Origin of the sequence: Actinoplanes sp. NPDC048988, assembly GCF_043197815.1 — a bacterium.
In the GTDB taxonomy this organism is placed as follows: Bacteria; Actinomycetota; Actinomycetes; order Mycobacteriales; family Micromonosporaceae; genus Actinoplanes.
In genome coordinates this window covers 107469-121748 of sequence record NZ_JBICTW010000017.1, presented here as the reverse complement: position 1 = coordinate 121748, position 14280 = coordinate 107469, and the positions used below count along the sequence as shown (strand labels likewise).

Genomic DNA, 14280 nt, shown 5'->3' with positions numbered 1-14280 from the left:
CGGAAACGACACCCATTTCTATCAAACGGATGCCCCGTCAGCGGTCAAGCGCCGCCAGCGCGTCCAGCAGGCGGTCCACCTCCTCGACGGCGGTGTACGCGTGCAGACTCACCCGTACCGAAGAGGTCTTCTCGCCTTGCTCTCCTTGACAGTGACCGTCCGCACGGACCAGAAGCCCCTCGCTCTCGAGGATGAAGCCCAGGTCGTTGGAGGAGATTTCACGGTGGCGAAATGTCACGATCCCCTGTCGGCGCTGCACCGGCGAGGCCGCCGTCAGGCTGGCCTGACACCCGAGCACTTCGTAGCAGGAGAGGCGGTCGAGGCCGTCGGTGAGCCGCGCGCCCAGGGCCCGGCTCCAGCGCGCGATGCGATCGAGGCCGGTCCGGTCGAGCCAGTCCATCGCGGCGGCCAGGCTCACGATGCCGCTCGTGTTCGGCGAACCCCGCCACCCGGCGGGCTGGAAGGCGGGGCCGCGCTTGTTGGCCGCCCAGACGGCACCGATGCCGGGCAGGGCCATCGCCTTGTGCCCGGAGAAGACGACGAAGTCGACGTCGAGCGGCGCCACCGACAGCGGCAGGTGACCGAATCCCTGAGCGGCGTCGAGGCAGATCGCCACCGACGGGCCCACCGCCCGGCGCAGGCGGTCGATGTTCATGTCGTTGCCGTAGACGTGGTGCACGTGAGTCGCGGCGATCAGCCGGGTCCGCGGGCCGATCATCCGGCGCAACCGGTCGAGGTCGTAGTCGTGCGCCTCGTCGTACGGCATCGCCCGGACGCCGACCCGCGAACCGGTAGCCGCCTCCAGCCAGGGCACGATGTTCGCGCTGTGATCGGCGAACGGCACGATGATCTCGTCGCCGTCGCGCAGCTGAGGGGCCAGCCAGTCGCGGGCGACCGCCCGCAGGCCCTCGGTCGTCCCGCTGACGAAATGAACACCCGACTCATCGGATGAGTCGCCGAGGAACGCTCGCAGTTGACGGCCGGCGGCGGTGATCCGATCCGTGGTGCGGTTGGCCCACGGATAGGTGCCGCGGGCCGCGTTCGCGTTGCCGGTGGTCAGATAGTCCATCACCGCGTCCAGGACGGCCCGCGGTTTCTGCGAGGTCGCCGCACTGTCCAGGTAGGCCACCCCGGGATGAGCCAGGAGCTGCGGGAACTGGGCTCGCACCCCAGCGTGCCAGGGCAGCAGCTCGCGGATGGTTTCGGTGTCGCGTGACCGGATGCCGAGCATCAGTCACGCACCAGGGTGGCGCCGGCATCGCGCCAGGCGATGACACCGCCGGCCAGCGAGCGGGCGTACGGATGCCCCATCCGGGTCAGCAGCGCGGCGTACCGGGCCGACTTCTCGCCGACCGGGCAGACCAGCAGCACCGGCTGCCGCTGGCTGAACGGCAGTCCACCGTGGAGCAGTTCGTCGAACACCTCGTCGACGATGTTGATCGAGCCGGCGATGTGCTGGGCCTGGAACGCGTACGGGCTGCGCAGGTCGACCACGAGGCCCGGCCAGCGCTGCGCCTCGGGCACGTCGATGGCCGGCGCGGCCGCCACCTCGGCCGCGGACAGCGAACGGTGGTCGTTGCGGCGGGCCGGCCGGCCGAACAGGGCGGGCCGCCGTTCCCGCAGGTAGCTGAGGTAGCTCTCCATCCGGTCGCAGACGATGAAGACGGCGGTGCGGCGCTCGGTCAACGACGAGTCGAGCGCTCTCAGATGGCGTACGGCCCCCTGATAGGCCCCGCCGCCGGTCGGCCCGGCCGGCGTGCCGCAGCGCCGGATCAGCGTGAGCATCCCGTCGATGGCCTCGTCGGCGCTGATCGTCTCGAGGCGGTCGTACACGTCGGGGTCGAACAGCCCCACCTCGTGCACCTCGTCGATCGTGCGGATGCCGGGGATGAAGTCGCTCTTGCGCGCGACCAGACCGATCACCCGTACGTCGGGATCGTGCTGCCGCAGCGCGCGGGCGACCCCGGTGGACGAGCCGGCCGTGCCCACGCAGGCGATGAAGTAGTCGGGGGCGCGGCCGTCCAGATCCTTCACGATCTCGGCGCCGGTGCCGGCGAAGTGGGCCTCGATGTTGTTGTCGTTGAAGTACTGGTCGGTGTGCACGTAGCCGCTGCCGTCGGCCGCGAGCGCCTGGTGCATGCGGGTCAGCGGGTCCTCGGTGTCGGCCGGGTCGAGGCATTCGGCCTGGCCCGGCAGTTCCTCGATCTCGGCCCCGAGCAGCAGCAGGAGATCTTTGACCTCCGGCACCTTCATCCGGTTGGTGATGCTCTTGAACGGCAGGCCGTGCAGGCCGGCCAGCATCGCGAGCGCCTTGGCCGTGTTGCCGCTGGAGAGCTCGACCACCGTGTCACCGCGCCGGACGGCGCCGTCCAGCAGGGGGCGGAGCATGGCCAGGGCGGCCCGGTCCTTGAGCGAGCCGAACGGGTTGAGCAGCTCCATCTTGGCGTACAGGTCGATGTGGCGAAGGCCGTGGACGGCCGGATCGACGCGTACCAGCGGGGTGTTGCCGATCGCCTCGGTCATGTCGTCGAGTCTCATGATTCCTCCGCGCGCGGGTGGACGGGCCAGTACTGCTCGTCGAGGCACCAGCGCCAGGCACCGCCGTCGCGGTAGACCGCCACCTTGCGGCCGATCGGCTGGTGCAGTGCCTGGGTGGCGCTGAAGTCCATGAAGTAGCCGGCGGTGTTCACGAAGGCCAGCAGGTCGCCAGGACGGGGCGTGACCGGGAGGAACACCTGGCGACGGGTGATCAGGTCGGCTTCGAGGCAGAGGTTGCCGAGCAGATAGAAGGCTCCGGGCGGGCCTGGTTCGCCGGCACTGACGACCAGTGGATCCATCAGGACGCCGTGTTCCTCCAGGCTCACATCGCGGGCGTTGCAGTCGAGCCGCACCAGCGAGTCGCGCACGTCGAGCACCCGGGCCAGCACCAGGCCGCACTGGTCGAGCAGGGCCCGGCCGGGCTCGATGTCCAGCTCGTACATGGTGTCGAGCAGCAGCGAACCGAGCGGGCGGCGCAGGGCCGGCGCGGGGGCGCCGAGGAGCTGGTCGAGATATCCGGCGCCGGAGACCGGCCGGTACGAGGGGTAGAGCCCCAGCACGCCGCGCAGCGTGCCGCCCTCGTTGCGCAGACCGTAGCCGTGCCCGTTCCAGGTCATCGGTTCGCGCCGGCCGAGGACGGCCTGGGCCAGCTCGGACGTGTACCGCTCCCACTGCGCGCCGTCGGCCAGGTAGTTGACGCCGAACCCGCCGCCGATGTCGACCGAGCGCACCTCCAGCCCGCGGGCCCGGCACTCCTCGAGGGCGGCCAGGCAGCCCTCGAGGGCGATCGCCTTCTCCGGCCACCCGATGGTGTCGAGGTGGTAGGCGACACCGACCGGCTCCAGCTCCTCGCGGTGCTTCTCCAGCAGGTCGAGCACGTCGCCGAGATCGCCGGCGGGCACGCCGAAGCGGCTGCGCCGGCTGATCACCTGGACGCCCTGCGAGGCGAACCCGGAGAGCCGGACCATCACCCGTACCCGCCGAAGCCGGTGCTCGGCGACGATGGCGGCCAGGTCGGTGAGCTCGCCGAGCGAGTCGGCGTTCACGATCACGCCGGTGCGCGCGGCCAGCCAGAGGAACTCCCGGTTCTTCGGGCCGGTGGCCATGATCCGTTCGGGCCCGAATCCGGCGCCGAGAGCGTGCTGCAATTCGGCCAGCGAGGCCACGTCGACGCCGGCCTCGGTGGCGGCCAGCCGGCGGAGCAGGGCGGCCGACCTGTTCGCCTTGTGCGCGAAGTAGACGCGGCCGCGCAACCGATGGTCGCGATAGGACTCGCGAAAAGCGTCGACATTCGCTTCGAGCAGGTCGGGCAGGACGATGTTGAGTGGTGATCCGAGCCCATCCACCAACTGCCTCAACAGCTCACCCTCGTCGAGAACGGATCGGGCGACGGGTTCGATTCTGGGGGTCAGATAGAGCGGATTCAGATCGGGCACAATGGCGACCTCCCGCTTGGCGGTTTTCCCAACCTAACCGATGATCGGAAGTCTTTCTATACCCGCAGTGATGAGTCAATCACTCATTCTTGTTTGCGCATGAATAAACTGAATTTGTCAATCCCTCTGTCGTTGATTGAGCACTGACATAAGCAATTGCGCATGTATCGGGGCCGCTAATCTTGCGCCGTGACCGGCCGACACGCGCACTCACCCGATCAGCTTCCCGAGGCGTCCCGGCGGGTCATCGCGGCCCTGCTCATCCCGGCCGCGATCGCCACCGGAATCGCGATGATCGTGCTCTGGCCGGCCCGCCCGGCGCCTCCGGCGGCCGAGAACAATCGCGTCGAGGGCACGGTCACGGCGGTCGACGGCCAGGCGACGGTACGCCTCGACGACGGCCGCGAAATCACGGCGGAAGGCGCCGGGAATGTGCGCGCCGGCGACGACGTGGTTCTGCTGCACACGCCGAACGCGGTGCCGGGCGGCACCGATTACGCAATCGTCGACCGCCAGCGGAGCACGCCGATGATCTGGCTGCTCGCCCTCACGGCCGCGGTGATCCTGGCCTTCGGCCGATGGCGCGGGCTCCGGTCGCTCGCCGGCCTGGCCGTCAGCTTCGCGGTCCTGCTGCTCTTCATCATCCCGGCCATCCTCGACGGCTCGCCGCCGCTGCTGGTCGCCGTCGTCGGCGCCGCGGCCATCATGTTCGCCGCGCTCTATCTGACACACGGCGTCAGCACGCACACGTCGGTCGCCGTCGCGGGCACGCTGGCCAGCCTGGTCCTCACCGGCCTGCTCGGCGCCGGGTTCACCGCCGCCCTGCACCTGACCGGCGTCGCCACCGACGACGACGCGTTCCTGTCGGCCACGCTGGGCGGCATCGACATGCGCGGCCTGCTGCTGGCCGGGATCGTCATCGGCGCCCTTGGCGTGCTCGACGACGTCACGGTCACCCAGGCCGTGACGGTGGCCGAGATGTCCGCGAGCTCGTCCGGATGGCCGCTCTACCGGGCGGCGATCCGCGTCGGGCGGGCGCACGTCGGATCGGCGGTGAACACCATCGTTCTCGCGTACGCGGGCGCCTCGCTCCCGCTGTTGCTGCTGTTCTCCACCAGCACGCAGCCGGCCGGCGACCTGCTGACCGGCGAGCTCCTGGCCCAGGAGATCCTGCGCAGCGCGGTCGGCACGATCGGCCTGGTCGCCTCGGTGCCGCTCACCACGGCCCTCGCCGTCCTGGCGGCCGACCGCAGCCATCGCTTCACCTAGATGTCTTGCCGCGGCGCCGAGGCTCGCCCCAGGTGGCCAATTCCCGGAAAAAGACAGCGCTTCTGACGGCCGGCTCCCTGATCAGCGCGACACCGGCGGCGACCCGATCCGGGCGACGTCCCCACGATGACCAAGCTGATCGACGACGGGGCCGACGGCCCGATGACCGACTATCCCGACCGACTGCGCACGGTCCTCGCCGGAAAGGGGCTTCGGACTTCCTCGACCCACCCGGAGAACACCCTGCCGGCCTTCGCGCGTTCGCTGGCCCATCCGGCGATCTCGACGCTGGAGCTCGACACCGGTGTCACCCAGGACGGCCAGCTGGTGGTGCCGCATGACCGGGCGGTCAACGGCTCGCACTGCGCCGACGACCCCGCCGTCATGCGACGCGTGATCGATGTCGGCGTGGACGGGATCAGCAGCGACGACCCGGATCGGCTGATCAAGATGGCGATCCGCAACGGGTTGCGCTGAGATCGAGCCATGCGGAAACGAATTCTCGGCAACGGCCTGGAGGTCTCGGCGATCGGTTTCGGCGCGATGGGGATGAGCCAGGGCTACGGCTCGTCCCCGGACCGCGCCGAGATGATCACTCTGCTCCGGCGGGCGGTGGAGCGTGGCGTCACCCTTTTCGACACCGCTGAGGTCTACGGGCCGTACGTCAATGAAGAGCTGGTCGGCGAGGCGCTCGAGCCGGTGCGGGACCAGGTCGTGATCGCCACCAAGTTCGGCTTCGCGATCGGCGCCGACGGGGTGGACAGCCGCCCGGCGCACATCCGGGAGGTGGCCGAGGCGTCGCTCCGGCGGCTCCGGGTCGACACGATCGACCTGTTCTACCAGCACCGCGTCGACCCGTCGGTGCCGATCGAGGACGTGGCGGGCGCCGTCAAAGAGCTGATCGCGGAGGGCAAGGTACGGCATTTCGGCATGTCCGAGGCCGCGGCCGCGACGATCCGCCGTGCGCACGCGGTGCAGCCGGTGACCGCTCTGCAGAGTGAGTATTCGCTGTGGTGGCGGCGGCCGGAGACCGAGGTGTTCCCGACCCTGGAGGAGTTGGGCATCGGTTTCGTGCCGTTCAGCCCGCTCGGCCGCGGCTTCCTCACCGGCAAGATCGACGCCAGCACGTCGTTCGATCAATCGGACATGCGGCTCTCGCTTCCGCGTTTCTCGGCCGAGGCCCGCGCGGCCAACCAGGCGCTGGTCGACCAGCTCGGCGCGATCGCCGCCGGCAAGGGGGCGACGCCCGCGCAGATCGCGCTGGCCTGGCTCCTCGCCCAGAAGCCGTGGATCGTCCCGATCCCGGGCACCCGGCGGTTGGAGCGCCTGGAGGAGAACCTGGGCGGCGCGACCGTGGAGCTCACCGAGGGCGACCTCGAGGAGATCGAGGCCGCCCTGGCGAGGGTGGCGGTCGTGGGTGACCGCTACACCGAGAGCGCGGAGCGCAAGACGAACCTTTAGCGGTCGCTGATCAGCAGGCCGGGCACGACGGTCCGCCCGGTCCGGAACTCCGTGTAGGCCCATTGCTCGACGTCCGGCTGCGGGCCGACCGGGGTCAGCGTGACCTGGCCGTTCCCGCCGCGCTCGACCTGAGCCGGCGTGTTGATGGTGGCGTTGTGCCGGTCACCGCGCTGCGGGACGACGGTCACGCCGAGCTGGTAGGGAATCTCCGGCGTGTACGTCGACTGGGCGTGCACATAGGCCGTGTAGACGCCCGGCGGCGGGAAGAACCGTGCGATCCGCTCGTTGCTGTGCCAGAAGGCCCAGCTCCGCTCGACCAGTTTGCCGTCCTTGTAGAGGTAGAGGTCGAGGTTGATGTTCGGGTCGTCGGACGCGGTCTGCACGATGAGGCCGGCCGCACCGGGCGGCACGACGATCTTCGTGCCCTGCGTTCCGACCCCGCCGGGCGCGAAGGAGCCGCCGCTGACCGTCGTGCTGAGCTTCTTGCCGGCCCACTTGACCGGGGTATATCCAGTGGTACGGCCGGTCAGCGGACCGGTGAAGCCGGGCTCCAGGGATCCCTGGCCGAGTCCGCCCGTGCGGCCGAACTCGAGGCCGGTGTCGTCGTACGGCCGCGGCGTGAAGCCCCACGGCCGGGCGGCGACGGTGAGCCGCACGCGGTGCTTGTCACCGCGCAGGACCAGCGATCCCGTCGAGTAGCGGTCCCAGGTCGCGCTGCCCCGGGCCAGCGTGATGGTGACCGCGGCGGTCGCTCCCGGCCGTACCGTGAACGTGCGCGGGCTGATGGCGACGTCCATACCGGACAGGCCGTCGACGCCGGCCCGATAGGTCTCCGTACGGCCGCTGACGTTGGTGAATTTCCGGACGAGCCGTACCGGGTGCAGGCCGTCGTACTCGCGCAGCGCGATCGACGGCAGGTTGAGCTCCTTGCCGTCGGGCGCGGCGGCCGCGGCGAAGGCGGTCAGGGAGTCGGCGGACGGCTCGACCACCAGACCCGGATCCGAGGCCTTGGCGACCGCCGGCAGCCCGGAGCCCTGCTGCAAGGGGCTGGTCGTGGCCTTGGTGTCACCCGCGGTGGTCCGCAGCGCGGAGGCCACCGCGCCGGGCGACCATCCCGGGTGCCGGACCCGCAGCAGTGCGGCCATGCCGGCCACGTGCGGGGCCGCCATCGAGGTGCCGGAGTACGCGTCGAACAGCCGCCCGCCGGCCATCGGCGACACCGCCGCGACGACGTCGACGCCGTCCGCGACGAGATCCGGCTTCTGCAGTCCGGTGTGCACCTGGTCCGGTCCGTACGAGGAGAGTCCGGCCACGCTGGGCAGTCCGGCCAGGCTCGACCCGTCGCCGCCGGTCACCAGCGCCGCCGTGCCGTCGTCGCGGTGCGCCCACAGGTAGTTGAAGATCTGCCCGGCCTGCTCGGTGCTCCACAGGTAGACCGTGGGGAAGTCGTAGATGACGTTGAGCCGCGCGTTGCCGTTGGTCTGGAAGAGCACGACGCCCACGCCGCCCTTGGCCTTGACCTCCTCGACCGCCCCGGTCGCGCTGTCGAAGTCGCAGGCCACGATCTTGCCCTTGATCTTGGCCGCGTCGAGGCTGCCGCCGAGGCAGAACTGGGCGCCGTCCTCGACCGAGCCGGCCCGGTCGGCGAAGACGATCGGGGTCCGCTGCCGCGAGGGCAGCACGTCCATCGACGTACCGACGATCTTCGTGCCGTCGCCGAGGCGAACGGTCGCCTCGTTGGCCCGCTCGACCGCCGCGCCGACCGTGGTCACCCACGGCTCGGCGTTGCTGATCATGCCGGACCAGCCGTCGTTGCCGGCCGAGGCGGACACGAAGACCCCGGCCAGGTACGCGTTGAGGAACGCGTTCCCGATCGGGCTGTTGGCCTGGTAGTCGCCCATCGCGTTGCCGATGGAGTAGTTGATGACGTCCACGCCGTCGGCCACCGCGGCGTCGATCGCGGCGATGATGTCGGCGTCGGTGCCGGAGCCGCCCCACAGCGCCTTGTAGACGGCGATCTGCGCGTCCGGTGCCACCCCGGAGATCGGGCCGAGGTCACGCCCGAGCACCATCGCGTGCTTGACCGGCAGGCCCGCCGCGGTCGAGGCGGTGTGCGTGCCGTGTCCCTGCATGTCGCGGGCCGAGAGCACTTCGCCGTCGGGCAGCGATCCGGCCATGGCCAGCCAGCCGTCGGCGAAGTAGCGGGCGCCCACGATCTTGCCGTTGCACGCGGACGCCGGGAAGCCCTCGCCCACCTGGCAGGTGCCGTGCCATCCCTTCGGCGCGGGCATGGTCGCCGCGAACGACGCGCTCTCCGGCCAGATGCCGGTGTCGATCACGCCGACGACGACGCCGGAGCTCTTGCCGGGTTTCGCCGTGGGCGTGGCGGCCGCCGTCTTGCCGGTTCCGCCGAGGGACGCGGCCTCGGCCTTGACCATCTGCGCCTTGCTGACGGCGGCCACGCGCGGGTCCTTGGCCAGCGCGGTCGCCTGGGCTCCGGTCAGCTTCGCGGTGAAGCCGTTGAAGGCGGTCGTGTAGGTCTGCCGCGCGGTCACCCCGAGGTCGCCCAGCACGTCGCGCTGCGCCTCGCCGAGGTGCTTGCGATATCTCTCGGCCGCGGCCGAGTGGGGCTCGAGGTCCTGCCCGGCCGCCGGCCGGGTCAGGGCCAGACCGTCGACCCCTCCGGTGTACGACGTGACGGGCGCCTCCCGGAGACGGACCACGTACTGGCCGTCGGTGAGGGCGGCGGTCGCCGCGCCCGGGCGGAGGGCGGCACCGCCGGTGAGCGTCGCCGGGGTCCGTCCGTCGCGCAGAAGGCCGAGGTCGGGCAGGGGTGTGCCCGGTGCCGCCGCCCGCGCGGGCCCACCGAGACCGGTCACGGTCAAGGTGAGGGAAACGGTGAGCGCGGTCAGCGCTCTGAGGCTCGTGGCCACGAGTCTCCTTTCTCGGATGAGAGAGAAGGGTGTTGATGTGGCCGACAGTCCACTCTGAACCGGTTAAGCCCAGATACCTGGATCATTACGATTGCTTCACGCCGCACCGCATCGACCGAACGGTCCAGTACCGACCACCTGTGCCGGTACTGGCGCCATCGGTTCGGCCACAGTTGATCCACAGATGACGATCGTGTGCCTTACGCTTCGCGTACATAGACCACGGGGGTCCTCAATATGCACAAGGTTCGAGCCGTCCTGACGGCCGTGGCGGTCGCCTGCACCGCCGCCGTCACCGTCACCTCAGCCGCCAGTCCGGCCCTGGCCGGCCCGCCCGCCCTCAGCGGCGGCGTCGTCCTGCCGATCGACAATCCCAGCCGGGTCGTCGTCGATCCGATCCACAAGCGGGTGCTGGTCACCGACCCGAAAGCCGGCGAGGCGCTCTGGCTGTCCTACTTCGGCGGGGTGCAGAACCGCTACACCCTCGCTCCGGGCATCGAGGGCATCGCGCTCACGCCCGACTTCTCGACCGCGTACTTCGCCTCGTCGGGCTACTACAACTCGATCAGCGAATACGACATGGCGACCGGGTCCAACGAGGGCATCCATGTCCTCGACCCGTCACTGCGCGTGCGCACCGTCGCGGTGGCCGGCGGCCTCGTGTGGTTCGGTTACGACACCAAGGGCAAGGACTCGCCCGGCGGCTTCGGGTCGCTCGACCCGGCCACCGACAAGGTGACGCTGCACGACCTCCCGGCCGCCGTGCACGGCGCCCCCGAGCTGATCACCTCACCCGGCGCCCCGGGCACCCTGGTCGTGGCCGACGTCTCCGGCAACGCCGAGACCAGCGGTAACCTCGCCGTCCTGGACGTGACCGGCGCCGGCCCGGCCGTCACGAGCAAGGGCAAGTTCAGCGACGGCCTGCTGCACGGGGTCGAAGTCTCGGCCGACGGCTCCACGCTGATCGGCTACGGATACGGCTGCCTGGTCTGGAAGGCGCCGATCGCCGACCCCGCCAAGCGGGCCCAGGCCTTCCACAACGGCTTCTGCGACACGGAGACGTCCGACGTCAACACCGACGGCCGGGTCGCCCTCGGATACAGCAACACCAACGGCACGACCGACGTGGCGATCTCGCCGGCCGGCTCCGAGCTTCCGGCCGAGCAGTTCCTGGCCCCGAACACCGACCGGGTCACGCACGTCACCTGGGAACCGGGCGGCGACCGGCTCTTCGTCCTCAGCCGCGGCGCCGACGCGGGCAACTCCGAGGTCCGGTTCTGGCCCCTCCACGGATCTCAGCCGAAATACACGACGCTGACCGCGACGGCTCCGGCGACCACTCCCGTGGGCGTGCCCCTGAAGATCACCGGCACCGTCGGCGTGCCCAGTGCCCCGGTCCGGCTCTACCGCACGGACGCGACCGCGCCCGGCAAGACCGAGGTCGACTTCGTTCAGGCCGACGCGGCCGGCCGCTTCACTCTGACCGACCGGCCCGACGCGGGCACGGTCAAGTACACCGTCTCGTACGCCGGCGACGACACGTACGCGCCGATCTCGACCACGCGCTCGGTCGTGGTGTCCCGCAACGCCACGGCGCTGTCGCTGAGCCCCAACAACACGGTGAACAACTACGGCTCCACGGTCACGGTGACCGCGCGCCTGGGCAAGACGTACTCCAACCGGACGCTGGAGATCTGGGCCGACCCGTACGGCACCGAGCCGCTTCGGCTGGTGCGCAAGACCGTGACGGACGCCAAGGGCAACCTGACCGCCAAGCTCAAGCTGACCCGCACCACCGCCGTGCAGGTCAAGTTCGCCGGTGACGCCCAGTACGCTCCGGCGTCGGCCCGCTCGGTGCTCAACACCCGGGCCGCCGTGAGCCTGCAGCCGTCGCGGCAGTACCGGACGGCCAAGGTCGGCTCGGTGACCTACCGCTTCTTCCGCAAGAAGGTGCACCCGTACTTCCTGACCACCATGACCCCGTACCCGGGCCGCAAGCAGCGGTTGACCCTCGAGGTCTACTCCGGCGGCAAGTGGAAGGCCTGGCGCGTGCTCAACCTGCCGCTCAACGCGGCCGGAAAGTCGGCCTTCACGCTGACCGGCACCCACGCCGTCGGCGCCAAGTACCGGGCCCGCACCGGCTATGTCACCAAGACCTCCGGTGACACGGTCAACTACACCAACTACAGCCCGTACTACTACTTCACCTTCACGAAGTGACGCGCATGAACAAGATCAGAGCAACCCTGACGGCGGCTGTGGTCGCCGGTACCGCCGCGGTCACCGTCGTCGGCGGCACCGGCCCGGCGGCCGCGGCGGCCGCACCCGTCGCTCTCGGCCCGGGCGCCTACGTGCCGATCAACGGCGTCGGTGACGTCGCCGTCGACCCGGTACGCAAGCGGGTCCTGGTCACCGACGCCACTACCAGCTCGCTGAACTCGCTGTCGTACTTCGGTGGCGTGCAGAAGACCGTGGCGGCCGGATGGAACGCCGGCGCGGTGACGCTCTCACCCGACTATTCGACCGTCTACGTCGCGTCGCCGGACGAGCACAAGATCACCGCCTTCGACGCGGCCACCCTGAGCACCAAGCGCACGTACGACCTGGGCGGCGAGGTGTGGACGCGCCACCTCGCCTTCACCAGCGGCAAGATCTGGTTCGCCTACGACGGCGGCATGGGCTCGCTCGACCCGGCCACCGGCGAGACGACCCTCTACGACCTCGACAACGACGCCTGGGTCGACCCGCTGCTGATCACCGCCAAGGGCGCACCGGGGACCCTGGTCGTCGCCAACGCCTGGCGCTACTCCGTGGGCAACGGCGACCTGTTCGTCTACGACGTGTCGAGCGGCGAGGCGGTCCTGAAGACCAAGGGCCGGTTCGGTGACGGCACGCTGCGCGATGCCGCGCTCACCCCGGACGGGTCGACGCTGATCGGCTTCGGCAACGAGTGCCCGATCTGGAAGGCGCCGGTCACCGACCCGGAGAAGCGCACCACGATCTACGACAACGGCATCTGCCGCCCCGACTCGATCGACATCAACGACGACGGACGGGTCGCGATCGGGTACGGCAACACGAACGGCGCGACCGATCTCGCGGTCTTCACCCCCGGCTCGCAGGCACCGGCCGAGCAGTACACGACCGATCCCGGCGAGGAGATCTGGTGGCCCGCCTGGGAGCCGGGCGGCAACCGGCTGTTCGGGGTCGGCAACCTCGGCAAGGACTGGCGCTTCCACGCGGTCCACGGCTCGGCGCCGGTCCGGTCCACGATCACGATCAGCGCACCGGCGATCGCCGCCCCCGGCCGTCCCGTCCAGGTCACCGGCAAGGTCAGCCAGCCCGGTGCGCGCGTCGAGCTCATCGTCGACGCGAACGCGCCCACCGACGTCTTCCACGCCGACACGGCCGTCGCCAACGCGTCCGGGCAGTTCACCCTGACCGACACCCGGCCCGAGACCGGCACGTACACCTATACCGTCGTCTACGCCGGAACCGACACGATCGCTCCGGCGTCGGCGAGGACGAGCATCACGGCGCAGAACACTCCCGAGCTCACGCTGCGGCCCAACAACACGGTCAGCAACTACGGCGCGACGGTCACCGTGACCGCGCACCTCGGCAAGACGTTCACCAACCGGGCGGTGCAGATCTGGGCCGACCCGTACGGCAGTGAGCCCGCCCGGCTGCTGCGGTGGACGAACGTCGACGCCAAGGGCAACCTGACGGCCTCGCTGAAACTGACCCGGACCACGGCGGTGCAGGTCAAGTTCCTCGGCGACAACCTGTACGCCGCGACGTCGGCCCGCTCGGTGCTCAACACCCGGGCCGCTGTCAGCCTTCTGCCGTCACGGCAGTACAAGGCCGCCAAGATCGGCTCGGTGCCCTACCGCTTCTACCGCAGGAACGTGCACCCGTACTTCCTGACCACCATGACCCCGTACCCGGGCCGCAAGCAGCGGTTGACCCTCGAGGTCTACTCCGGCGGCAAGTGGAAGGCCTGGCGCGTCCTCTACCTGCCGCTCAACGCGGCCGGAAAGTCGGCCTTCACGCTGACCGGCACCCACGCCGTCGGCGCCAAGTACCGGGCCCGCGCGGGCTACGTCACCACGTCGTCGGGTGACACGGTCAACTACACCAACTACAGCCCGTACTACTACTTCACCTTCACGAAGTAGCGGCCCAGGGGCCTTCAGGGTCGAGCCGCCGGAGCACCGCGAGGAGCTCCGGCGGCTCGACCCTCTCCGTCATGGTGGACAGTTCCGTCCAGGGCACCCACGCGTGCCGGTCGAGGTCGTTCTGTTCGTAATCCAGCAGGCCGTCACGGCGTACCACCGGCTCGTCGGCGGTGAAATGGGCCAGGAACCACTGCTCGGGCCCCCGATAGCGGCGGCCCTTCCACCGGGTGTCGCGGTGGACGTCGAGGCCGGGGCCGTCGACCTCGACCGTCAGGCCGGTCTCCTCCAGCAGTTCCCGCCGCGCCGTCTCGGCCGGCGTCTCACCCGGCTCGATGCCGCCGCCGGGCGGTTCCCACAGGTACGAGCCGTCGTACGGGTCCCGCCAGCGCATCAAAAGGATCCGGCCGCCCGCGTCGACACAGACGACGCGAGCGGCCGGACGGAACGGCGCTATCTCCACACAGG

General features: G+C 70.2%; 10 protein-coding genes. 5 read left to right on the top strand and 5 right to left on the bottom strand.

Going from position 1 to position 14280, the window contains the following annotated elements:
- Window positions 1-37: 37 nt before the first annotated feature.
- Genes ACGFJ7_RS37405 through ACGFJ7_RS37395 form a run of 3 tightly spaced genes read right to left on the bottom strand, consistent with a single transcriptional unit; the run spans window position 38 to window position 3974 of the window.
- Window positions 38-1231: an aminotransferase class V-fold PLP-dependent enzyme gene (locus ACGFJ7_RS37405; protein WP_360247515.1), complete on the bottom strand. Its 1194-nt coding sequence runs from the start codon at window positions 1229-1231 to the stop codon at window positions 38-40.
- Complete coding sequence (locus ACGFJ7_RS37400; protein ID WP_392646693.1) at window positions 1231-2538, bottom strand: pyridoxal-phosphate dependent enzyme; 1308 nt, start codon at window positions 2536-2538, stop codon at window positions 1231-1233. Before ACGFJ7_RS37400 ends, ACGFJ7_RS37405 begins: the two co-directional genes overlap by 1 nt.
- Window positions 2535-3974, bottom strand: coding sequence for a Y4yA family PLP-dependent enzyme (locus ACGFJ7_RS37395; RefSeq protein ID WP_392646691.1), 1440 nt, complete (start codon window positions 3972-3974; stop codon window positions 2535-2537). The genes ACGFJ7_RS37400 and ACGFJ7_RS37395 overlap by 4 nt, the downstream gene beginning before the upstream one ends.
- Before the next feature lie 189 nt (window positions 3975-4163).
- Here ACGFJ7_RS37395 and ACGFJ7_RS37390 point away from each other — a divergent pair, with 189 nt between their 5' ends.
- The 3 genes from ACGFJ7_RS37390 to ACGFJ7_RS37380 all read left to right on the top strand — a co-directional run bounded on the left by ACGFJ7_RS37390 (window position 4164) and on the right by ACGFJ7_RS37380 (window position 6704).
- Entirely contained in the window at window positions 4164-5243 is a 1080-nt protein-coding gene (locus tag ACGFJ7_RS37390) for a YibE/F family protein (protein ID WP_392646689.1), read from the top strand.
- Window positions 5244-5369: 126 nt separating this feature from the next.
- Window positions 5370-5720 (top strand): glycerophosphodiester phosphodiesterase family protein, encoded by a 351-nt coding sequence (locus ACGFJ7_RS37385; RefSeq protein ID WP_392646688.1) that lies wholly within the window; start codon window positions 5370-5372, stop codon window positions 5718-5720.
- A 9-nt stretch (window positions 5721-5729) separates the two neighbouring features.
- Window positions 5730-6704, top strand: a complete 975-nt coding sequence (locus tag ACGFJ7_RS37380) for an aldo/keto reductase (protein ID WP_392646686.1) — start codon at window positions 5730-5732, stop codon at window positions 6702-6704.
- Here ACGFJ7_RS37380 and ACGFJ7_RS37375 read toward each other — a convergent pair.
- On the bottom strand, window positions 6701-9637 hold the full coding sequence (locus tag ACGFJ7_RS37375; RefSeq protein WP_392646684.1) for a S8 family serine peptidase: 2937 nt from the start codon (window positions 9635-9637) through the stop codon (window positions 6701-6703). The genes ACGFJ7_RS37380 and ACGFJ7_RS37375 overlap by 4 nt on opposite strands.
- A 237-nt stretch (window positions 9638-9874) precedes the next feature.
- Between ACGFJ7_RS37375 and ACGFJ7_RS37370 the strand changes: the two genes are divergently transcribed.
- Both ACGFJ7_RS37370 and ACGFJ7_RS37365 read left to right on the top strand, forming a co-directional pair.
- Entirely contained in the window at window positions 9875-11857 is a 1983-nt protein-coding gene (locus tag ACGFJ7_RS37370; RefSeq protein ID WP_392646682.1) for a hypothetical protein, read from the top strand.
- 5 nt (window positions 11858-11862) lie between these two features.
- The gene (locus ACGFJ7_RS37365; RefSeq protein ID WP_392646680.1) at window positions 11863-13815 is read left to right on the top strand and encodes a hypothetical protein; all 1953 of its coding nucleotides are present in this window, start codon (window positions 11863-11865) and stop codon (window positions 13813-13815) included.
- On the opposite strand, the gene ACGFJ7_RS37360 is transcribed toward ACGFJ7_RS37365, so the two are convergent.
- Window positions 13805-14275 carry an NUDIX hydrolase gene (locus ACGFJ7_RS37360; protein ID WP_392646678.1) on the bottom strand — a complete coding sequence of 157 codons (471 nt, stop codon included), beginning with the start codon at window positions 14273-14275 and terminating at the stop codon, window positions 13805-13807. The two genes, ACGFJ7_RS37365 and ACGFJ7_RS37360, sit on opposite strands and share 11 nt — an antisense overlap.
- Window positions 14276-14280 lie beyond the last annotated feature (5 nt).